We start from the raw sequence: 21,186 nt of genomic DNA on the forward strand, positions 1-21,186 counted from the left end.
ATAAACCCGAAGGGTTGATATTATTATAGAGCATGACAGAATGAGCCGCGATCGAAACCCCGAAGTGGGTGACATAACTTGCTCCCAAATTTTCTGAAATCTATTTGAATAGAGATCGAGCCAATAAAAAATCCCTATCAGCAAAATTGACAGGGATTTTTTATGAATGATTTAAACCAAAACTACATGGCGTTTTCTTTGAATTCAATGGAATCAATTGCGAAAAGCGGCTTTCCGTTTGCTTGCGGATTTTTATAAACAAAAACGACTTTGTGTTTTTTGTTATCCGCCTGAACTGTCGTAGCAAGATTAATCGTACCAGAGGTTTCAACTTTTGCCTCGCCAATTTTTAATCCTGATGGAGAATCCAGTCTTGCTTCCAAAGTTCCGCCTGCCGTTCTGTCTGAACTAACTACGGCAACGGACATGCTTGAAATTCCAGTAAGATCTATGTCGTCAAACGCGATAAAACTGCCATCCGCTGAACCCAATACAACTTCGGGGCCAGCAGGTGTTTTGAACTTCATAAAACCCTTACCGTCGTCCAGCGTATTTGCCTGGATTTTTGCAGGACGTAACGCTACGATTTTAGAGCCGGTTAATGGACCCATCGCGCCGTTGCCTTTGTCGGTATAACTTGCTGTGAATATATACGAGCCATCTTTTTTCTTGGCCTCTGTTACATAAGAACTTCTCAAAGGCTTCTTCTCAACAACCTGTTTTTTAGAGAGCGACAAAATGTATTTAACCATTTCCTCAACTTCTTCCGGTTTGTGTTGCGGATGGGCAGCCATAGCTTGCTCTCCCCAAACTCCGCCACCTCCTTTAATGACTTTGTCGGTCAGCGTTTTGAGCGAATTCCTTTCTTTTTCATATCTTTTTGCAACTTCAATATAGGCCGGTCCAATCGATTTTTTGTCTACCGAGTGGCATGCTTTACAGTCACTTAGTTCAATAAGACGCTTTCCGGTATCGAATCCGGTATTTGCCTGATGCCCTTGTGCAAGAACCGTTTTGTCATAACCTTCCAAATAGTTAATTGTTAGAGTTACTTCTTCTTCCGGAATCGATTTTTTTACCAGACTCCCGTCTTCTTTGTCAATAACCGCAACCTCATAATTAACCGGCTTATCGTTCCAATAGAAAGTTTTATTTCCCTTAATGGCTACATCAACCTGTGGAATTGCATTACCAGCCTTGATCATTACTTCTGAAGTATTGCTATTTCCTGCATTGTCTGTCACTTTTAAAATGGCAGTGTACTCACCAGCTTTGGTATATGTAAAAGTTGGATTTGGCAAAGCACTTTTTCCTAAACCTTTACCAAAAGACCATTCGTATTTTACAGGATCTCCGTCATAATCAATGGATCCTTTTGATGAAAACGTTACTTTTAGTGGAACGGCACCAGTCGTGTTTGTCGCTTTCGCAGCTGCGACCGGAACCCGGTTTCCTGCGTTATAAGTAATACGTGAAAGGCTAGCTTCGTCATTTTGTGCAAACCAATTTGGGCCATATTCCAATGTATATAGAGATCCATCGCTGGCGAACTGCATATCGATCGGATGACTAAATTTGCCATTTGGCATAAAACGCTCCATGTTCACCAAATTTCCTTCTTTATCCATCGTCACCACATTAATGTAGTCGCGGATCCAATCGTAAGCGAAGAACTTTCCGTTGTAATAATTAGGGAATTTGCTTTTACTTTCCTGATAATCATTAGAGTAAAAAACAGGTCCGGCCATGGCATTACGACCACCTTTTCCAACGATCGGACCAAATTCAGGCGAATCGGCGTATGGATAATAAATAAACGCAGGCTGTGCTGGTGGTAACTTTTTCAATCCTGTATTGTGTGGCGAATCGTTGATCGGTGCCGCCGGATCGAAAGGTTTACCGGAAGTGCTATCAGCGAAATTAAATTCGACATATGGTTTGTTGTCGGCGATAAATAGCGGATATCCAAAATAACCTGATTTTTTAGCCTGATTCACTTCATCATAACCGCGAGGTCCTCGCTTCGGATCATCGTTTGAAGCATCAGGCCCAACATCACCCCAATACACATAACCTGTGTGCTGATCAACCGAAATACGGTAAGGGTTACGCGTTCCCATTACATAAATCTCTGGTCGTGTTTTATCTGTACCTGCTGAAAATAGGTTTCCTTCAGGAATGTCATACAGATTAGTTCCGCCTGGCATATTCGCGCGACGATCGCCGTAACGAGGTTTGATACGCAAAATTTTTCCTCTCAATGAGTTGGTATTGGAAGAAGAATGGCGGCCATCCCAACCTTCCCGTCCCGGACGTCCATCAATTGGTCCATATCCGTTCGATTGGAAAGGATTTACATCATCGCCGGTTGACAGGTATAGATTTCCTTTCGCATCCCAGGCGATTGAACCTCCAGTATGGCAGCAATCTGTCCTTTTAACAGGTACCGTCAACAAAGTCTCTTCTGTCGACAAAAGCAATGTGTCCTTCACGTCATCATATTTGAATCGTGACAAGTGCTGTGCGGTATCTGCCTCACTGGATAGTGGGGAATAGTAGAGATAAACCAACTTATTCGTTTTGAAATTTGGGTCAATATTCAAACCCATCAAACCGTATTCCTGTTTAACGTAGACAGGAATTTCGGCGGCGATCTTCATTTTTCCTGTCTTAGGATTATACAGTTTCAGCTTTCCTTTTCTTTCCGCTACCAAAACGCGTTGATCATCCAGAACGACCAATTCCGTTGGTTCATCCAGTTTGCTTACCAATACTTTTTTTGTAAAACGGTTTTCTTCCGGGCGTGCTTTTGAATAGTCAAGCGTGGAAGCCATTACGTAATTTAAACCTCCGGTCAGGTGTTTTAAAAATACGGGATTCAAAAAGGTAGCGTCTTCGTGACCAAAATTGGTATAAAATGCTTTTCCTCCGTCATATTCATGGAACCATGACATGGGGTGGTTATCTCCCATTTTGCCATCTTTATATGATTTTTCATCAATGTTCACAAGAACTGTAACCTGCGGGTTGAAGGTTTTAAAATCATAAAATTCATCTTTTATTTTCCAGTGATCCGGAAAACCTTCCATAGATGGATGATTTTTATTTACAACAAATGCTTCGCCTTCCTGAACATTAGGATTTCCCGGGTGACTTGCGAAATAAGCGCCTGCCAGTTTGTTATACCACTGCCAGTCATATTCCGTATCAGTCGCCGCGTGGATTCCAAGATAACCGCCGCCAGCCTGAATATAATGTTCAAATGCTTCCTGCTGGGTATCGTTTAGAATATTTCCGGTTGTATTCAGAAATACAACCGCACTGTATTTTTTTAGGTTTTTTTCTGTGAAAACGGATGCGTTTTCAGTGGTATCTACACCGAAACCGTTTTCTTTACCTAACTTAACAAGTGCAACCCGGCCGGCCGGAATTGAGGTATGGCGGAAACCTGCGGTTTTGGAGAATACAAGTATACGTTTTTCAGAGGTGACTTTTTGAGCAATTGCGGCAAAACAAACACATGAGGCGAGAAAAAACGCGCTCAGGTAGTTCATTGGTTTTGAATAAAAATGAGATCTCATTATCGGTTAATTGGGTTTTTGTAACAAATCAGGGATAATTGTAAAGGCGAATTTTACTATTTAAAACTTTGTTTTCCCGGAAGGATACAAAGTATTAAATAAAAAAACCTATCCGTCATAAGAACGATAGGTTTTTATTATACTTGTTATTAAGACAATTATTTATTTTAAAGTCCTAAAATTCTGCGGTTAAAGGCTTCATCAGCACCTGTTCCGGCGAAATCGTCAAAGGCTTTTGTAGTTATTTCAATAATGTGGTTAGCAATAAAAGGAGCACCTTCCGCAGCACCTTGTTCCGGCGATTTAATACAGCATTCCCATTCCAAAACTGCCCAGCTGTCATAATCGTACTGCGAAAGTTTTGAGAAAATGCTCGGGAAATCTACCTGGCCATCACCTAAGGAACGGAAACGGCCAGCGCGGTCGGCCCAACCTGCAAAGCCGCTATATACACCTTGTTTTCCGGTTGGATTAAATTCAGCGTCCTTAACGTGGAATGCTTTGATACGGTCATGGTAAAGATCGATGAATTGCAGATAATTAAGCTGCTGCAATACGAAGTGGCTAGGGTCATAATTAATATTTGCTCTTGAATGACCGTCCAGATAATCGACGAACATTTCGAAAGTCGCACCATCAAAAAGATCTTCGCCAGGATGTAGTTCGTAACAAACATCGACACCATTTTCGTCATAAACATCTAAAATTGGTTTCCAGCGCGCTGCAAGTTCTTTGAACGCAGTTTCAACCAAACCAGCCGGACGCTGAGGCCAAGGGTATAGAAATGGCCATGCCAGAGCGCCGGAGAACGTAGCGCTTGCAGTAAGTCCAAGATTTTTACTGGCCACAGCCGTATATTTTAGCTGCTGAACAGCCCATTCAGCTCTTGCTTTTGGATTTTTACGTACTTCCGGAATTGCGAAGCCATCATACATATCGTCGTAAACAGGATGTGAAGCCACAAGCTGTCCGATGATATGCGACGCAAGTTCTGTAATTTCAAGACCTTTGTCTTTCAATTTTCCTTTCAGTTCATCTGCATAAGTCTGAGATTCTGCTGCAAGTTTTACATCAATAATTCTTGGGTCCCAAATCGGCAACTGAACGCCTTTATAGCCAAGATCGGCCATATAAGTCGTCAAACCGTCAAGCGTATTAAACGGAGCTTCATCACCCAAAAATTGAGCAAGGAAAATACCTGGTCCTTTTATAGTTTTCATAGTTCTGTTTTAGTGTTGAATGATAGAATGAGTGAATGATAGAATGGGGCTGAAATTATTCACTCATTCTATCATCCCGTCATTCAAAATTATACAGCTACCCAAGCCTGCTTTTTATTACTTTCCAGGATTCTCTCACAGATCAATAGCTCTCGGTATCCGTCTGCAAAGGTTGGGAAAGTTGGGTTTTCAGGTTGTTTGCCTTCTGCTATTGCGGCGTAAACTTCCTTGAACATTTGTTTTGATGTATCAGGGAAACCTTCGTTATGTCCGCCTGGGAATGTGATTAATGAACGGACATCATCGTTCACAAGCGAGGGATCACGCATTAATATTTCATTGCTCTTATCGCGGTTACCAATCCACATTTCGTTTGGCGCCTCAGAAGTCCAGTTGAATGTTTTTTTAGAACCTGAAATTTCCAAAGTCATACGGTTTTTACGACCGGCGGAAACCTGTGACACAGTGATTACCCCTTTACTTCCGTTATCAAAACGAAGAAGAACATTTGCGTGATCTTCCGTTGTGATCGGTACATCAGCATAGTCTTCCGGCTGAAGCATTTTGCCTGAATAAGTTTCCACCGCTTTCAACGGCTTCTTCCGTGTCTTGTGGATTGTATTGAAATCTGCAAGAACCTCTACTGTTTTTAAACCTGTGATATATTCCAGAATGTCCATTAAGTGCGATCCGATGTCTGCAATTGCGCGGGAATCACCTGATTTGTCTGGTTCAAGGCGCCAGTTATAGTCTGTTTCGTAGAATAACCAATCCTGAAGATACGAGCCGATGAAAGAATGAATTTCACCAAGTTCTCCACGCTCACGCATCGATTTCATCTGGCGCGCCAATGGATAATAACGCAGGTTAAAATGAACTGCATTTACCAAACCGGTCTTGGCAGCAAGCGCAACAAGTTCTTCCGCTTCAACAAGATCCTTAGCTAGCGGCTTTTCACAAATCACGTGTTTGCCAGCCAATAGAGCCGCCTTTGATTGAGAGAAGTGAAGGAAGTTGGGTGTACAAATATGGATCGCCTGAATATCGTCCTGTTTAAGCAACTCATCAAATGTATAAGAACGGGCAATTCCCAGTGCGTCTGCTTTTTCTTTGGCTGCCTCGGCAGTTACTTCACAGAGCGCGGCTACTTCTACATTAGGAAGTCGTCTTAGCGCTTCGATATGGGCAGGGCCGATAAAACCGGTACCAACTACACCAACTTTTATTTTAGTCATAAACAAGGAAAAAGGATTGTGAAAAATATTTTAAAGGTATGGGATATGCTCAAAATTCAAAAAGAAGACCAGAACAAGTTCCGATCTTCAAATATAGTTTCTTGCGACATCTACTCAAATGTTGTCCACTTTGTATCAGATTTATCAGAAGCGATGACAGTTTGCACGAATTTCATGCCACGTAAACCATCCTGAGCAGTTGGGAAATCATAAACCGGATCAACCTTTTTATCGTCCCAGTGCGCGCGGACATGCAGTGCAAAGTTGCGGTAAAGATTAGCAAAGGCTTCAAAATATCCTTCCGGGTGACCGGCCGGAATCCGGGTATGAACCTGGGCAGCTTTTGACAGATTACCAACTCCTGTGCGAATTAGTCTGACGCCTTGCTGAGTTTTATGGATCAGTGTATTAGGTTCCATCTGTCTCCATTGTAAACCTCCTGTTTCTCCATAAACACGAATATTCAGGTCGTTTTCCTCTCCATTAGCAATCTGGCTGTTTTGAAGAATACCTTTTGCACCATTGTCAAAACGAAGCAAAACATTGGCGTCATCATCAAGCTGGCGGCCTTCAACGAAAATTGTAAGATCTGCACAAAGTTGAGTAATTCTCAGTCCTGTGATATATTCAGCAAGATTTTCAGCATGCGTTCCAATGTCACCCAAGCCTCCACCCGCACCTGATTTGCTCGGGTCAGTTCTCCATGCAGCTTGTTTGTTTCCGGTTACTTCCACCAATGTAGACAGCCATCCCTGCGGATACTCTACAATAACTTTACGAACTTTTCCAATGGCACCCGAAGCAATCATTTCTTTTGCTTCTTTCACCATAGGATATCCAGTATAATTGTGGGTCAGGCAAAATACCAAACCGGATTTTTCCACCAGTTCAACAATTTCTTCTGCTTCCTCAACAGTTAGTGTTATGGGTTTATCACATACTACGTGAAAACCATTTTCAAGAGCCAGCTTTGTAGGGGCAGCGTGAACGTGATTAGGAGTTACTATGGAAACGAAATCCATGCGTTCACCTTCGGGAAGCTCTTTTTCTTTAAGGATCATCTCCTCAAAATTAGCATAAACGCGCTCATCGGGTAAATAAAGGGCTCTTCCAGTTTCTTTCGATTTCTCGGGAGACGAGCTAAAAGCACCGCAAACCAGTTCAATTTCTCCGTCCATGATAGCGGCACGACGGTGAACACCGCCGATAAAAGCGTCGAGTGTTCCGCCCACCATACCCATCCTTATCTTTCGTGACATTCCTCTGGGTTTAAAGTTTCTAAAAAGATTTTACATTAATAAGAGTAGTATCGGTCACTCTTACTTCTTACAAAGATATATTTAACATAGAAAAAATGTGTCTCAAAATGAAGATTGAGTAGTAGAATTAGCAATTATTTGTTTTTTTTGTGAAAATCTTACACAAAAATTATAACAATCCGTATTAACCTTTATTTCACTTAAATATTAAAACCTTTAGCTCACATGGCTCAAACTGTTAATCATTCCCGGCTGTTTCTCGCCAGTTGTCTTGCCATTATTACCACGGCCTTTTCCTTCAGTATCAGGGCAGGTATCCTTCCCCAGTTAGGAACAGAATTCGGCCTGTCAGCTGAGCAGTTAGGCTTTATCAACTCAATGTTCTTTTTCGGATTCCCGATTTCAATGGTTATTGGTGGTATTGTTTATCACTCCGTAGGACCTAAAATCATTATGCAGGTCGCAGTTGTAGCACATACTTTGGGTATCTTACTTACAATTTATGCAGGCGGTTACGCTGGTTTATTGGTTTCAACATTCTTTATCGGATTTGGAAACGGTTGTACAGAAGCAGCTTGTAACCCGATGATCGCAGATATGTATACCAGCAGCAAATTGAATAAAATGCTTGGACGGTTCCATATGTGGTTTCCGGGCGGTATCGTGATCGGTAGTTTGATCTCCAAATTTATGACAAGTGCAGGTTCATCATGGCAGACTCAGATTTGGATATTGATGCTTCCTACGGTTGTTTACGCATTCTTGTTCTTTGGTCAGGCGTTCCCTAAACCAAAAGTGGAAGGTGTAACTTCAATCGCGAAAAACTTCCAGGCGATGCTTACTCCGTTATATATTTTCATATTCTGCTGCATGGCCATGACTGCCATTACTGAGTTTGGTCCTAACCAGTGGGTTACAGTTGTTTTAAGCAGTAGTGGAGCAGATGCAATGTTAGTTTTGGCATTAACTTTCGGTGTGATGACACTGGGAAGACTTTTCACAGGACCAGTAGTATCCCGTCTGGGACAAACAGGCGTTTTGTTTGGCGGTTCAATTCTAGCGGCGATAGGAATTTATATGTTTAGTACCGTAACCGGCCCAATTGCATATCTCGCAGCTGTGATTTTCGGTCTTGGCGTATGTTTCAACTGGCCAATCATGATCGGTTTTGTTGCTCAGCGCGTGCCTTTGAGCGGTGCGTTGGGAATGTCAATTATCGGTGGTGTAGGGATGTTGTCAACTTCGATCTTTCAACCATTTATCGGTTCATGGATCGATGAGGCGCATGCTGAAAATGCTGCAAAAGGACTTACAGGACCGGCACTTGAACTTGCAGCTGGTCAGTCAACACTTGCAACTATGTTAACTTTCCCGCTGATATTGATCGTAGCGTTTATCATCTTATGGGCATGGAAAGGAAATCCAAAATCTGGTGGGCATGTGGACGAAGCGCAATTGGCGCAGCAGCCGCAGCTATAAATTCCTAGATTGCACAGAGGTAAAATGACTTTAAAAAAGAGGGCCACAGAGAAATTTAATTCTGTGGCCCTCTTTATTTGCTCTTTGACCTCTGTGTAATTATGAAAATTATTTTAGCTTAACAATTGTAACTCCGGCACCGCCGCGGTCCGGATGCTCGTCCTGCATACTTGAAACATGGGAATAGCCGCGCAAATGATTGCGTACCAGCGTCCGCAAAATTCCGTCTCCTTTTCCATGTACCACGCGAAGTTCGTCGTATCCGAGCATAATCGCGTTATCCATAAAAGAATCCAGCACACCCAGCGCCTCTTCCCCACGTTTTCCACGAATATCCAGATTAAAGCTGAAATTCATCATCCGCTCGTTCAGGTCAACGCCTTTTGAAGCGACTTTTAATTTCTTCTCACCTGTTGCAGCTTTGTAAGTTTTGTTGGAAACTTTTTCAAGACGGTTGAGTTTGATATTGGATTTCAGATCACCAATACGTATTTCCGCATCTTTTCCTTTCAGCGCCAATACCTCACCAATGGCAGTTTGTCCGGTAATTCTCACATAACTTCCGATCGTTATCGCTCCATCTTCCGGTTCGAAAACGCTATCCTCAGACGGAAGTTCTTCAACTTCTTCCAGAACAAGATTTTTCTTGCCAAACTTTTCCAGCTCTGTCCTGACAGTTTTGGTTTTTTCCTTCTCCGCCTTATTTTCCTTAATTTCCCGAATCGTATTTTCAATCAGCTGATTGGCATCTGCAATCAGATTTTTGGCTTTTTGTTTCGCGTCATTAACAAGTTTTTTCTCGTTGTTTTCAAGACTGGATTTTAGTTTGGTATATTCTGAAAGTTGCTGCGAAAGTTTTCTTTCCTTAATACCCACCTCAATATTTTTCTCTGCAAAAACCTTCCGTTCAATATCCAGCTCTTTCAACAGTTTTTCAAAACTGACCTGTTGTTTACCGAGTTTCTCTTTTGCACGATTTATCACCGTGTTTGGCAACCCGATTTTCGATGCAATTTCAAATGCAAATGAACTTCCCGGTCTTCCAATTTCAAGCTGATAAATTGGTTCCAGATGTTCTCCGTCAAATCGCATCGCACCATTTACCAGACCTTCCATTTTGTCTGCCAGAACCTTTAAATTTGTGTAATGCGTATTGATAACTCCATAGGCACCAGACTTGGTCAGATCTTCCAGAATTGCCTCTGCAATGGCACCGCCAAGTCCCGGCTCTGTTCCGGTTCCGAATTCATCAATCAAAAATAACGTCCTCTTATTTGCCAGCGTCAGAAAATAACGCATGTTGGTAAGATGTGAGCTGTATGTACTCAAATCATTTTCCAGTGATTGTTCATCACCGATATCAATAAAAATATTCTGGAAAAAACCGATCGAAGAACCGTCAGCCATGGGAACCAGCAACCCGCATTGATGCATATACTGGATTAAACCGACCGTTTTCAGCGAAACAGATTTTCCTCCGGCATTCGGTCCGGAAACGATTAATATGCGCTGTTTATCCTGTAATTCAATATTCAGCGGAACAACTTTTTTTCCTTGCTTTTGAAAGGATAAATGGAGTAGCGGATGCCGCGCATCTTTCCAGTCAATGAACTGTTTGTTCACAAAAGTCGGATTTGTTGCATTCATCTGAATGGCAATTTTCGCTTTTGCCCGAAGAAAATCCATCAATCCCAAAAATGCATATGCCTTTTGTAAGTCAGGGACGAAGGGCCGAAGCTGATCCGTAAGATGCATTAATATCCGGTTGATCTCCCGGCGCTCTTCATATTCAAGCTCACGAATTTCGTTGTTGGATTCAAAAACATCAGTCGGTTCTATAAAAACAGTTTGTCCTGTCGATGACTCATCGTGAATAAAACCTTTCAATTTACGCTTATGCTCGGCTGCAAGCGGTATAACCATCCGGCCGTTTCTTACAGTCAGCGAAACATCTTCGGTGATCCAGCCGCTGCTTTTAGCTGTGCGAAGCATCGTATCAAGTTTCTTTCTGATACCTGCTTGTTCTGATATCAATTTTTTTCTGATCCTTGCTAATTCGGGTGAAGCTGTGTCGCGTATCTGTCCGCGGTCGTCAATTATTTTATCAATAGAATCTGTAATCGCTCTGTCAACACGAACAGTTTTTGCGAATTCACTTAAAAGTGGAAATAATTCTGGTTCCTGATTTTCGAAAAAACGAAGACAAAGGCGAATGGTTTGCAGGGAAGCTTTCAAGTCTGAAAATTCTTCCAGTGTTAAAAGCATACCTTCAATGGCCGCACGTTTTAAAAAAGGCGTCGCGTCCAGATAATTTTGTGATGGGAAATCTTCACCGATTTCCATCACTTTTTTCATTTCGGCGGTTTGGCTGACCAGTTTTTCAACCATCCCGAAGTTGTCTGAAAAGCGTATTTTTTCAACATAACTGCGTCCAAGCGGACTTATACAAGCTTCTTTTAAAAGCTCACGCAGTTTATCGAAACCTAACTTTTGCTCAATAGTATTGGGGTATAACATTTCCTGTAATTCGAATTTTGGACGACCGGGATTTTATTGATGATGTTTTCAGCCGTGATAATTATTTACTTAAATACACCCTGAACTTCCTGTTTAAGAAAAGAAAGTGCATGGGTTGTAGGTTGCGTTTCTTTGGTAATAACCTGAGCGAAAATCTTTTTTGCCAGTTCGGAAGCCGCAGCCTCAGACTCCACTTCCGGTGCAGCCTGATTAATTACGGAAACAATCTCATTCATGGCGTTTACGATATGTCCCCAAGATTCTTCGCTGATGTAAATTTGCTGAGCAAGATTATGATTAAATTCTTCACGTATTTCATGTAGCAGAATGTGTTGTAATTCCAGTGCATTAGATGCGGATGGTACCAATCTTAGTAACAAATTATTGGGTGTGATTCGTTCTAAAAACAGACACATTCGTTCATAGGCTTGCAGGCGCAAAGGCAGCGTTATTTCTGTATTTTTATTATGTAAATCAAAACGCTGTTTCTGAAAAACTTTTTCAGCAACTTGTGTAATCGTCATGTATATTCCATAGGTGAAAATAGCACCAATGATCACGACACTTAGTAACAAATAAAATTCCATAGCCTGGTTAGCGGTAATTTAGTTTCGGGATGAAACGTAAAATTACAAGATAAACGAAAAAAGAAGGAAGAAAATAAATTAAAAGCGAATTGAAAGGTGTAGTTTGCTGTTAGCACTTAGGAAATCTTTACTCCAGCCATTTGTGAGGGTAGTCAAAGTTTTGCCGCTTTATAATGATGTCTTCAAAAATCGCAATGTAAATTCGTGATGCAGAAGAAATTTAATTAACCGAGTACATGGAAAACCCAATTCAGCTTACGAGTAAGGCCAAAACTGAAATAGTTACAACACTGCAGGCGAACAAAATTCCCGATACATATGGGCTGAGAGTAGGCATACGCGGCGGCGCTTGCAGTGGGACATTTTTACTCGGTTTCGATACAGCTTCTGACTTTGATCAAGTTTATAAAATAGATGATGTTAAAGTAATCATCGACAAAAGACATTTAATGTATGTGCTTGGCGTTCTGGTCGATTATGAAGAGGGTATGAACGGGAGCGGTTATACGGTTTCCACTCCCGAGAAGAAATGAAATACCAAGAAAAACTTAACCATTATTAGTCTTCAATAGTTACATGTTTCCAGTTTTCTCCTGAGCGTATTCTGTTCAATTGCGTATGTGTAATGCCAAACTGCTTTGCAATCATTTTCAAGCGGTTATTGTCATTTTTAAGCAACTTTTTAATAATCCGAACCTTGCTTTCCGTTAGTTTATAGTTCTTTGTTCTGCGCGGGATCACACGATTTATAAAGGCAGGGTTTTCACGATTGTGATCAATCATCTCTGTCTTCGTAACCCATCTTAGATTCTCGTAATAGTTGTTCTGTTTTTCAAAATCTGTATGAATTACAAAGGTATGCTCATCACTTGCTTTGTTCACAAAATGTTCTGCAACAAGCTTATGAACATATCTGTTGATCGTCTTACCTCCGGCAGCACGGATATTTAAAGAACGGTATCCTTGGATAACTGATCCTTTAATAATTGCGCCGTCCTTAGGATTATTTTGAAAGCTTTTCAATCTTCCATAGTTCGACACTTCATAATGAGGCGCATTTTCAATTTCGGCGAATATAATTTTAGCCCATTTCTCATTCCAAAAACTCCGGCTTATCGTTGGCTCATTCATTAGTTAACATTCGATTATTGTATTGGAAACTTTTTAAATATTAATGCAATCAAGTAATACTATATATTGAAGACTTAATACTAGTAATGAACGTTTTAAAAACAAAAGATTTACTTACTTCTTTCATATTTAAAAATTGACAATGAAACTTACACTCATCATCGGCGCGTCAACTAATCCATCGAGATACTCTTTTCTGGCAGCCCAAAAATTAAAAGCGATGGGAAATTCTGTTTTACTACTTGGCCGTAGAAAGGGGGAAGTAGCGGGGCAGGAAATCCATATTCAACCTTTACCCTGGGAAAATATTGACACTGTTACTTTATATATTAATCCGGGTATTCAAACTGCTTATTACGATTATATCGTCTCCCTGAATCCAGAACGGGTTATTTTTAATCCTGGTACAGAAAACCGCGAGTTTGAAGATATTCTAGTTTCTAAAAATATCATACCAGTCAGAGCGTGTACATTGGTGATGCTTTCAACAGGACAATACTGAAAATAAATTGGCGCCCGGTAACAGAAAAAATTTTCTTTAATACCGGTTACTTTTTAGTACAAATGGATTTTTTTATCAACAGAATTTGGTTAAAAAACACAACCTATACCTGCGTCAGTGGTTCTCTACCACCTGATTAGCGCTGATGCCCACGTAAACCCACTTCCAAAAGCTGCCAGACATACAAGATCGCCATCTTTTATCCTCCCGGCTTCCCACGCCTCCGCAAGTGCGATAGGAATGGAGGCGGCAGTTGTGTTACCGAAGCGCTGGATATTGTTGACTACCTGTTCCTCAGAAAGTCCCATCTGTTGCCTAACATACTCACTGATGCGAATATTTGCCTGATGAGGCACCAGCACGTTCACATCCGAAGATTTAAATCCGTTTGCATCCAGTGCTTCGTTGATCACTTCCCCGAACCTGACGATAGCATGTTTGAAAACGGTGTTTCCATTCATATGGACATTAAATCCTCCTTCGTCAATCATTTCAGTTGTGGCAGTTCTTCCCGGCCGGCTGCTTCCAGGTTCTTTCACGAAAAGATCCTCCGCGAACCTTCCATCAGCATGTAAATGTGTTGATAAAATTCGGTGATTTTCATCTGCGGTTGCTTGTAAAACCGCCGCGCCTGCACCATCACCAAAAATCACAGCTGTATTTCTGCCGGCAGTACTTTTGTCAATCCAGGAAGATTGGATTTCCGAGCCAATGACCAGCGCAGTTTTGTACATTCCTGATTTTATAAATTGGTCGGCAATTGAAAGCGCGTAAACAAACCCCGAACATTGCTGACGGATATCGATGACGGGTATACCATTCATGCCTAATTCTCTCTGCATCAAAAAGGCAGAGCCGGGGAAAAAATAATCCGGTGTGATGGTTGCGTAGACAATAACGTCAACCTGGCTCGCATCGATTCCTGCTCTTTCGAGTGCCTGCTTTGAGGCGGCCGCAGCCATACTGTAATTGGTATCTTTTCCGTATTCAAAATACCGACGCTCTTTTATGCCCGTCCTTTCCTGAATCCATTCATCGGACGTTTCCATCCATTTGGTCAGGTCTTCATTTGTAACAATGTTGTCAGGAACATAATAGCCAAGGCCGGTAATACGGGAAAATGTCATGCGGGATTTAATTTGTGTACTTAAAGCAATTCACTAAAATCAGACCATGGAAGTCAGTATTCCGATAGTTACACTTTACCTATCAGTGATTTAAATACGGATTTGTCCGGTCCAGCGCAAATTTGCAACAAAAAGTCTTTGTTACCAATTCAAGCGCTTTTTTTAGTAAGATTGGCTGTAACAGATAAAAGGATGTAGAATACTAAAATTAGCGGAACGGCAAGAATTTTTAAAAAGGCGAGAAGTAAAACGGTTAGTACAAGAAATGAATAGCGGAATTCATTTCCCTGCCAGCCGAATGATTTGAATTTTAAAGCAATAAGTTTTATCTCGGCAATAAGTAGATAAGACATGACAACTGTCAGAATCAGTAGATTGTTTGTATTGACAATCAGTGTTTTCCAGTATTCGTCCTGTGTCAGAACAATGACAGGAAGAGACGCGATCAACAAAGCATTTGCAGGAGTTGGTACGCCGATGAAGGAATCGCTCTGGCGTGGGTCATTGTTGAATTTAGCCAGACGGATAGCAGAAAAAATCGCAATTAAAAAAGCCGGATATGCTTTCCATATCCCCATCAGATCAGGAATACTTTGCATTAATAACTGGTAGATAATAATAGAAGGCAAAAGTCCGAATGTGACCATATCAGCGAGTGAGTCCAGGTCTCGGCCAATCGGTGAACTTACTTTAAGGATTCGTGCGACGAAGCCATCAAAAAAATCGAAAATGAGCGCCACTCCAATCAGACCGCAGGATATTACAATGTTATTATGAAACGCCTCGACCACACCGATACATCCGCAAAGCAGATTAAGACAAGTAAGTACGTTTGGAATATGACGAAGAAACATTTTATAATTTTCAGTACAGGGTTGAGGTGCGGGTCTTTGAAAAAAATTGTATTCGAAATAACTTTTAGTAATTTATCGCAAAAGTTACTTCAAAAACGGATTATTTTTCTTTTCAAATCCAATGGTCGTTGGCTCCATATGGCCCGCATAAACAGTGTAACCATCCGCTAGCATAAAAAGTTTGGATTTGATACTATCAATTAATGTATCAAAATCACCACCCGGAAGATCTGTCCGACCAATACTTTGTCTGAAAAGCACATCACCTCCAATTACAAATTGCTGCTCGTCATTTATAAAAGCCACGTGGCCGGGAGCATGACCGGGAACGAAGATCAGCCGAAGGGAAGAATTTCCAAAGGTTACGACATCGCCTTCATCAAAGTACGAATCAATTTCTGGTTCGTCAAATCCTGAAAAGCCATAATTGGATGCATAGGTTTTGACCGCTTTCAATAAAGGTTCATCGATTTTATGCAATGAAAACGGAATATCATATTTTGCTTTAACCGCAGCTACTCCCAGAACATGATCAATATGCGCGTGGGTATTGACAATTCTGACTGGTTTAAGCGCATTGTTTTCAATGAAATCGTAAAGTTGCTGATACTCAGCTTTGTCGTAACAGCCCGGATCGATAATTATTGCTTGGTTGGTTTCATCATACAATAAATACGTATTTTCCGAGAAAGGATTGAAAACAAAAGATTTAATCTGTATCATGATTTCAAACGTAAAAAAGTGGGAGAATTCCCGGCGGTATATCTGTGCGAAGTTACGAAACAGAATGTAAACAGCGCTTAGTAGTCGCGTTTTTCACTTACAGCTGCATAAATGCGGTCAAAAAATAGCAAAATTTTTCCTTTGTATTTGGTTTCAGTTCCCACACATAGCCAGATTTCTCCTGCCGCATTTGGTTTTACTTCCACGGCGAGATTTGCATTATCTCTCACAATGCTTCGGTAAGCAACAGAATCAATTCTGTTTCCTGCATTTCCCAGAACAAGCATTTCCTTTCCGTCTCTGCCAAATGTTCCCTTCAAAATAGATGTATTGTAGTAACCAGAAGACAATACTTTTTTCGGTTCTTCCGTCGAGGCACCGGCTTTAATATGGGTAAGTCTTCCGGAACTGCCTACGGTATCAGGATAGCTCGTTGATAAATTTATTCTATATGCAACTTTGTAAGTCAATGTAGGATCCAGGCCTGTTATTTTCCGTTTGATAAACCAGAAAAGGCTGTCACCTGTATTTGTTCCTTCGACGCGCAGGCCACGTAAAGTGCTGTCGGTTCTGAAAGGTATGTCGGCAAGAGAGATATTGAAATTTACTGCGGAATCTTGTCCGGATTCATAATAAGCAAAATCTCCGGTCCAATCATCTGTACCCTCCTGAAAGGTGCTGTCAAAGAAGGTGATAGGCAGCGGATCCGCAGCGTTATTACACGCAACAAAATAAATGGCCATAATCAAACCCATAAATACGATCCACTTTTTCATGCTTATCAATCTACTTTAATCCAATTATTGTTCCCGAACTGTAACTTTTATCATATCATAATAAAGAACGGTTCTACCTTTATAACGCGTATCTTCCCCGATGCAAACCCAGATTTTTCCATCGCTGCCTGGTTTTACAGAGATGTTTTTTGAACTGCTGTTACGATTGACCAGCTGATATACCGGTCTTGCAGAATTATTGATCAAATTACCAATAATAGACATTTCAGCACCATCCTGGTTCCATAATCCTTTTTTTATAGAAAGGTTATAATATCCGTTTGATAGTCTTTTCACCGGCTCCGAAGCTGAAGCGCCAGCTTTTAAATTAATTGTCGTGCCAACAGCACCAGGAAGGTCAGGGAAATTCGTAGCGAGGTTTATATCAAAAGATACGTCGTAAGTTTTTTCCGGATTAAGTCCGGCAATTTCTTTTTTGAGAAAGAGAAAAATGCTGTCGCCAACATTTGTTCCTTCTAATCTAAGACTCCATTTTAGTGAATCAATATCACTTGGCAGAGAATCGCGCTCCATGGCAAACGCCACTTCTGTCGTATCGGCCCGGTTGTAAAGGGCATAATCGCCGGTCCATCCCTCCACGCCCGACTGAAATTCCGAGGTCATGGTCCTGATTGGATCCACATTATTCCTTTCCTCACTGTTGCAGGCTGACAGGCTTAACAAAATTACTAGTTTTGCCCACGTCAAATATTTCTTCATCAAATTAATTTTCTTTGCGTAGACAAAACTAGTCGAATTATGGAGACGACGGACTAATTTATTACCTTTTCGGCAATCGTCGTTTTGATTTTGTCGTAGTATAATCTTGTTAAACCTTCATATCCCGAATCCGTTCCAACGCACAGCCAGATTTCTCCGTTGGCATTTGCTTTCACCTCAAAAGGTTTTGCCGCGTTGTCACGCATAACAATCTTATAATTCTCCTCATCCAGGCCGTTCGAAATGTTGCCAAGAATCAAAAAATCTTTTCCTTCCTCCGACTGTGCTCCTTTATCAAGATTAAAATGGTAAAAACCGTCTTCAAGTTTTTTCGCAGGTTCGATCGTCGACGCGCCTGCTTTCAAATAGACCGCGCCGCCTGGGGAACCACCGGCACCAATGCCGCTGGCAGGATAATTTGTTCCCAATTCAATATTGAATACAACCGTATAAGTCTGGTTGGCTTTCAAACCGTTTACTTTTCTTTTTAGAAACATAAACATATCGTCGCTCCTGTTGTGGCTTTGCAGCATAAATGCCGAACGCTTTTTGTCCAGGGGTTCCGGAAGCGGTGTTCTGCCTGACCTGAATTCAATGATCGATGTATCAGTTGCTGTGCTGTATTCTGTCAGATCAGCTTCCCAGTTATTTGTGTTTTGTTCAAAGTCAGACTCAATAATAATTCCTGAACGGATTATTTCCCCATTGTCATCACAGGCAGACATACTCACTGCCAAAGCCAAACCACCCAAAACAAACCATTTTTTCATAGCTTTAAATTGCATTTTGATAAATAAACTTAATTAACTGTCGCTAATCAGGATTCAAAATGCGGGCTATTGGTTGGAAAAATGACCGAAGATTTTTCTCTTCTCACGCTTTAACGCTGAGGCTAAGCGGGTTTGTATAAAAATTAACCGATCAAAAATATTGTTGGCTGCTTATGAAGATCCGGCTTGTTTTTTCTCCAGTATTTTATCGGGTGTGTTTCGATAAATTGTTCGTCCGACGTGATATTTGAAGCGATGCAAAGCAAGGTATCAATTTGGCAGGAATCCAGCAGTGCGTCCAGAAATGAATTATTACGGAACGGCGTTTCCATGAAAATCTGCGTCTGATTTTTTTCAAGGACATCATGTTCAAGCTGTTTGACCGCTTTTTTTCTTTCCGTTTTGTCAATCGGCAGATACCCGTGAAAAACAAAAGATTGTCCGCTCATACCCGACGCCATGAGTGCAAGTAATATGGATGATGGCCCGACAAGCGGCACAACCCTGATGCCAACCTGGTGCGCAAAGTCGACAGCGACAGAGCCAGGATCGGCCACACCTGGACAACCTGCTTCTGAAATAATTCCTGCGTTTTGGGTGAGACTCTTGATCTGGTCTCTCGTTTCCCCTCTTGGTGTATCTTTTGTCAATTCGAAAAATGTGATATTATCAATCACTTTTCCAAGTTTCAGGCTGCTGATAAAACGGCGGGCTGTCCGTATATCTTCAACAAAAAACACGTCGACGTTGGCAATCACATCTTTTATTTGGGGGCTTAATACATTATCGCTCGTTCCTTCTGCCAGAACGGTCGGGATTAAATATAAGGTTATTTCTGACTGACTCATTTTATGCTTTTTTGATTCTATCCGAATTCATTGTCCGGAATCTGAATCTGTAAATAAAATGCAAAGCTATGAAACGCCGCTTTACTTTGCGCTATTTCAAATTTTTCAATCGTGTTATCCAGGTAAATTCGCGTTTTTGAGTTGGTTTTTTGATTGAGTTCCAACCAATCAAGCCAAAAGTGCATCTTTAAGAAAAAAGTAACCTATGAAACGATTATTTTACATTCCTCTGTTTTTGATCATTGGCTTTGCGTGTGCCGACAATAAAGAGGCGATGGAGCCAGATTCTTTGGCATCAAATTCCGATAGTAAATGGCTTCTGACGGAAACTGAACAAACCGTTAATGGAAAAAAAGTCTGGACGCCAGTTAATACTTTACAACCCGAATATCTTATTTTTAGGTACGACGGCGTGATATTGAACGGTGATGGGAAAGCCAGCTGCTGTTCTCCGAAAAGTTTATTGATCAATAATAGGTCTTATGAGATCCAACCTCAGTCGGCCGTTGCTTATGTCAATGATTGCGCAACAGTCATTTGTGCGCCGTGCCCGGTTTGGGATATCGAAATGAATGGTGACGAAATGATCATTGCGCAATGCCAGAATCCACGGAACAAATACAGGAGGGAATAGATTGGAATAAAAAGCCGAAACTTTTGAAATGCTTTTGAAAAATACCCGGGCACTGCAGATTCAAAAGTCCCCGGGTATTTTAAGTATATTGGAAAAGCTCTGACTATGAAACGCAGTTTTCCGAAAGATTAGTTATTCAGGAAATTCAACAAATGTTCAACAAATATCTTGGGCTGTTCTGCCTGGACCCAGTGCCCTGCGTTTTCGATTGTTTCCAGTTGCGCGTTCGGGAAAATCTTCAATATATCTTCCCAATCTTCATCCAGAATATAATTTGATTTTGCCCCACGAATAAATAGTGCAGGCGTTTCCACTGGAGTTGAACTTATAATTTCTGCACCTACATTTGCCATATCGGTCGTCAAGACGGGCAGATTAAACCGCCAGTCGAAACCGCCTTCATCTTTTCTATAAAGATTTTTCAGTAGAAATTGTCTTACTGCCAGAATCGGTTCATAAGTACTTAAAAAATCATCAGCCTGCTGGCGGGTTTCAATTTCTTCGACCGGTATTGCATTTAAGCCTTCAAGTATTTTGGTATGGTGGATCGGATATTGCTTTGGTGCAATATCAACGACAACCAGCTTTTCGAAAGTTTCCGGATTGTTTACAGCATATTCCATGACCGTTTTGCCGCCCATGGAATGACCCATCAAAATCGGGTTATCAAGTTTTTGCTGACTAATAAATTCTTTTAAATCTGTGGCAAGGGTAGGGAAGTCAAGCGAACCTTCTTGTGGAGAACGCCCATGGTGTCGTTGATCAACCAGATAGACAATAAATCCCTGCTCCGAAATCGTCTTGCCGATGGTAAGCCAATTATCTAAAAAACCGAAAACACCATGAAGTATGATAAGTGTTTTTCCTGTATCACCTATTTTTTTGTAATTAAGCTCCATATTCTTTGCAAAAATTAAAAAAGTCTAGTTTTCAATAATAATGCCGAAGATAATAAATTCGTCCGCAAATGGCTTAGTAACCAAATGTGACATTTCAGCTGAAATGTGATTTGAATCGCAAAGATCGTCATGATTTTTATTAGAGAAAAAAAAGAAAGCTATAAAATGTTAACAAAAACTTAACATTGGAAATGTTTCATTTTTTAGTTGTTAACGTGCATGTTTTCAATGAATCAGGTAGTTGCGATTACAAGTATAGCATTTTAGTAGGATTAGGAATATTGTTTTACAATTATAAATACCATTATTTTGCACGCATTATCA

Annotated in this window: 19 protein-coding genes; 4 read left to right on the forward strand and 15 right to left on the reverse strand. The window is 41.0% G+C overall.

Features of this window, described 5'->3' with window-relative positions; genetic code table 11:
* Positions 1-182 precede the first annotated feature (182 nt).
* From L0657_RS03985 to L0657_RS04000, 4 genes are all read right to left on the reverse strand, one after another.
* Entirely contained in the window at positions 183-3,554 is a 3,372-nt protein-coding gene (locus L0657_RS03985; protein ID WP_235149102.1) for a ThuA domain-containing protein, read from the reverse strand.
* Positions 3,555-3,748: 194 nt separating this feature from the next.
* Positions 3,749-4,801, reverse strand: coding sequence for a sugar phosphate isomerase/epimerase (locus L0657_RS03990; protein ID WP_235149103.1), 1,053 nt, complete (start codon positions 4,799-4,801; stop codon positions 3,749-3,751).
* Between the two features lie 89 nt (positions 4,802-4,890).
* Positions 4,891-6,036 (reverse strand): Gfo/Idh/MocA family protein, encoded by a 1,146-nt coding sequence (locus L0657_RS03995; RefSeq protein WP_235149104.1) that lies wholly within the window; start codon positions 6,034-6,036, stop codon positions 4,891-4,893.
* A gap of 110 nt (positions 6,037-6,146) precedes the next feature.
* Positions 6,147-7,277, reverse strand: coding sequence for a Gfo/Idh/MocA family protein (locus L0657_RS04000; RefSeq protein ID WP_235150425.1), 1,131 nt, complete (start codon positions 7,275-7,277; stop codon positions 6,147-6,149).
* Positions 7,278-7,520: 243 nt separating this feature from the next.
* Here L0657_RS04000 and L0657_RS04005 point away from each other — a divergent pair, with 243 nt between their 5' ends.
* Positions 7,521-8,774: a sugar MFS transporter gene (locus tag L0657_RS04005; RefSeq protein WP_235149105.1), complete on the forward strand. Its 1,254-nt coding sequence runs from the start codon at positions 7,521-7,523 to the stop codon at positions 8,772-8,774.
* Positions 8,775-8,882: 108 nt separating this feature from the next.
* On the opposite strand, the gene L0657_RS04010 is transcribed toward L0657_RS04005, so the two are convergent.
* A complete protein-coding gene (locus tag L0657_RS04010) occupies positions 8,883-11,291 on the reverse strand; it encodes an endonuclease MutS2 (RefSeq protein WP_235149106.1) in 2,409 nt (802 codons plus the stop codon).
* A gap of 65 nt (positions 11,292-11,356) precedes the next feature.
* Positions 11,357-11,878, reverse strand: a complete 522-nt coding sequence (locus L0657_RS04015; protein WP_235149107.1) for a hypothetical protein — start codon at positions 11,876-11,878, stop codon at positions 11,357-11,359.
* Between the two features lie 236 nt (positions 11,879-12,114).
* On the opposite strand from L0657_RS04015, the gene L0657_RS04020 reads away from it, so the two are divergent.
* Positions 12,115-12,411 carry an iron-sulfur cluster assembly accessory protein gene (locus tag L0657_RS04020; protein ID WP_235149108.1) on the forward strand — a complete coding sequence of 99 codons (297 nt, stop codon included), beginning with the start codon at positions 12,115-12,117 and terminating at the stop codon, positions 12,409-12,411.
* A 25-nt stretch (positions 12,412-12,436) separates the two neighbouring features.
* Here L0657_RS04020 and L0657_RS04025 read toward each other — a convergent pair whose 3' ends face one another.
* Positions 12,437-13,009: an HNH endonuclease gene (locus tag L0657_RS04025; protein ID WP_235149109.1), complete on the reverse strand. Its 573-nt coding sequence runs from the start codon at positions 13,007-13,009 to the stop codon at positions 12,437-12,439.
* A 142-nt stretch (positions 13,010-13,151) separates the two neighbouring features.
* Here L0657_RS04025 and L0657_RS04030 point away from each other — a divergent pair, with 142 nt between their 5' ends.
* Positions 13,152-13,511, forward strand: a complete 360-nt coding sequence (locus L0657_RS04030; protein WP_235149110.1) for a CoA-binding protein — start codon at positions 13,152-13,154, stop codon at positions 13,509-13,511.
* A 125-nt stretch (positions 13,512-13,636) separates the two neighbouring features.
* Here L0657_RS04030 and L0657_RS04035 read toward each other — a convergent pair whose 3' ends face one another.
* The 7 genes from L0657_RS04035 to L0657_RS04065 all read right to left on the reverse strand — a co-directional run bounded on the left by L0657_RS04035 (position 13,637) and on the right by L0657_RS04065 (position 19,329).
* Complete coding sequence (locus L0657_RS04035) at positions 13,637-14,638, reverse strand: 3-oxoacyl-ACP synthase III family protein (RefSeq protein WP_235149111.1); 1,002 nt, start codon at positions 14,636-14,638, stop codon at positions 13,637-13,639.
* A 149-nt stretch (positions 14,639-14,787) separates the two neighbouring features.
* Positions 14,788-15,492 (reverse strand): CDP-diacylglycerol--serine O-phosphatidyltransferase, encoded by a 705-nt coding sequence (gene pssA / locus L0657_RS04040; RefSeq protein WP_235149112.1) that lies wholly within the window; start codon positions 15,490-15,492, stop codon positions 14,788-14,790.
* 84 nt (positions 15,493-15,576) lie between these two features.
* Complete coding sequence (locus L0657_RS04045) at positions 15,577-16,215, reverse strand: MBL fold metallo-hydrolase (RefSeq protein ID WP_235149113.1); 639 nt, start codon at positions 16,213-16,215, stop codon at positions 15,577-15,579.
* Positions 16,216-16,292: 77 nt separating this feature from the next.
* Positions 16,293-16,991 (reverse strand): hypothetical protein, encoded by a 699-nt coding sequence (locus tag L0657_RS04050; protein WP_235149114.1) that lies wholly within the window; start codon positions 16,989-16,991, stop codon positions 16,293-16,295.
* 24 nt (positions 16,992-17,015) lie between these two features.
* On the reverse strand, positions 17,016-17,711 hold the full coding sequence (locus L0657_RS04055; RefSeq protein WP_235149115.1) for a hypothetical protein: 696 nt from the start codon (positions 17,709-17,711) through the stop codon (positions 17,016-17,018).
* A gap of 53 nt (positions 17,712-17,764) precedes the next feature.
* Positions 17,765-18,481 (reverse strand): hypothetical protein, encoded by a 717-nt coding sequence (locus L0657_RS04060; RefSeq protein ID WP_235149116.1) that lies wholly within the window; start codon positions 18,479-18,481, stop codon positions 17,765-17,767.
* A 143-nt stretch (positions 18,482-18,624) separates the two neighbouring features.
* Entirely contained in the window at positions 18,625-19,329 is a 705-nt protein-coding gene (locus tag L0657_RS04065; RefSeq protein ID WP_235149117.1) for an SAM-dependent methyltransferase, read from the reverse strand.
* A 205-nt stretch (positions 19,330-19,534) separates the two neighbouring features.
* On the opposite strand from L0657_RS04065, the gene L0657_RS04070 reads away from it, so the two are divergent.
* Positions 19,535-19,963 carry a hypothetical protein gene (locus L0657_RS04070; RefSeq protein ID WP_235149118.1) on the forward strand — a complete coding sequence of 143 codons (429 nt, stop codon included), beginning with the start codon at positions 19,535-19,537 and terminating at the stop codon, positions 19,961-19,963.
* A gap of 128 nt (positions 19,964-20,091) precedes the next feature.
* Here the strand turns inward: L0657_RS04070 and L0657_RS04075 are convergent, their stop codons facing one another.
* A complete protein-coding gene (locus L0657_RS04075) occupies positions 20,092-20,862 on the reverse strand; it encodes an alpha/beta fold hydrolase (protein WP_235149119.1) in 771 nt (256 codons plus the stop codon).
* Positions 20,863-21,186 lie beyond the last annotated feature (324 nt).

This window comes from Dyadobacter sp. CY345, assembly GCF_021502725.1.
In the GTDB taxonomy this organism is placed as follows: domain Bacteria; phylum Bacteroidota; class Bacteroidia; order Cytophagales; family Spirosomataceae; genus Dyadobacter.

Excerpts from the sequence above, each read along its gene's own strand:
- L0657_RS04070 (WP_235149118.1), top strand. The coding sequence starts at position 19,535 with ATGAAACGATTATTTTACATTCCTCTGTTTTTGATCATTGGCTTTGCG.
- L0657_RS04015 (WP_235149107.1), bottom strand. The coding sequence starts at position 11,878 with ATGGAATTTTATTTGTTACTAAGTGTCGTGATCATTGGTGCTATTTTC.
- L0657_RS04065 (WP_235149117.1), bottom strand. The coding sequence starts at position 19,329 with ATGAGTCAGTCAGAAATAACCTTATATTTAATCCCGACCGTTCTGGCA.
- L0657_RS04055 (WP_235149115.1), bottom strand. The coding sequence starts at position 17,711 with ATGAAGAAATATTTGACGTGGGCAAAACTAGTAATTTTGTTAAGCCTG.
- L0657_RS04000 (WP_235150425.1), bottom strand. The coding sequence starts at position 7,277 with ATGGGTATGGTGGGCGGAACACTCGACGCTTTTATCGGCGGTGTTCAC.
- L0657_RS04075 (WP_235149119.1), bottom strand. The coding sequence starts at position 20,862 with ATGGAGCTTAATTACAAAAAAATAGGTGATACAGGAAAAACACTTATC.
- L0657_RS04005 (WP_235149105.1), top strand. The coding sequence starts at position 7,521 with ATGGCTCAAACTGTTAATCATTCCCGGCTGTTTCTCGCCAGTTGTCTT.
- L0657_RS04035 (WP_235149111.1), bottom strand. The coding sequence starts at position 14,638 with ATGACATTTTCCCGTATTACCGGCCTTGGCTATTATGTTCCTGACAAC.
- L0657_RS03990 (WP_235149103.1), bottom strand. The coding sequence starts at position 4,801 with ATGAAAACTATAAAAGGACCAGGTATTTTCCTTGCTCAATTTTTGGGT.
- L0657_RS04045 (WP_235149113.1), bottom strand. The coding sequence starts at position 16,215 with ATGATACAGATTAAATCTTTTGTTTTCAATCCTTTCTCGGAAAATACG.
- pssA (WP_235149112.1), bottom strand. The coding sequence starts at position 15,492 with ATGTTTCTTCGTCATATTCCAAACGTACTTACTTGTCTTAATCTGCTT.
- L0657_RS04020 (WP_235149108.1), top strand. The coding sequence starts at position 12,115 with ATGGAAAACCCAATTCAGCTTACGAGTAAGGCCAAAACTGAAATAGTT.
- L0657_RS04050 (WP_235149114.1), bottom strand. The coding sequence starts at position 16,991 with ATGAAAAAGTGGATCGTATTTATGGGTTTGATTATGGCCATTTATTTT.
- L0657_RS04060 (WP_235149116.1), bottom strand. The coding sequence starts at position 18,481 with ATGAAAAAATGGTTTGTTTTGGGTGGTTTGGCTTTGGCAGTGAGTATG.
- L0657_RS04010 (WP_235149106.1), bottom strand. The coding sequence starts at position 11,291 with ATGTTATACCCCAATACTATTGAGCAAAAGTTAGGTTTCGATAAACTG.
- L0657_RS03985 (WP_235149102.1), bottom strand. The coding sequence starts at position 3,554 with ATGAACTACCTGAGCGCGTTTTTTCTCGCCTCATGTGTTTGTTTTGCC.
- L0657_RS04030 (WP_235149110.1), top strand. The coding sequence starts at position 13,152 with ATGAAACTTACACTCATCATCGGCGCGTCAACTAATCCATCGAGATAC.
- L0657_RS04025 (WP_235149109.1), bottom strand. The coding sequence starts at position 13,009 with ATGAATGAGCCAACGATAAGCCGGAGTTTTTGGAATGAGAAATGGGCT.
- L0657_RS03995 (WP_235149104.1), bottom strand. The coding sequence starts at position 6,036 with ATGACTAAAATAAAAGTTGGTGTAGTTGGTACCGGTTTTATCGGCCCT.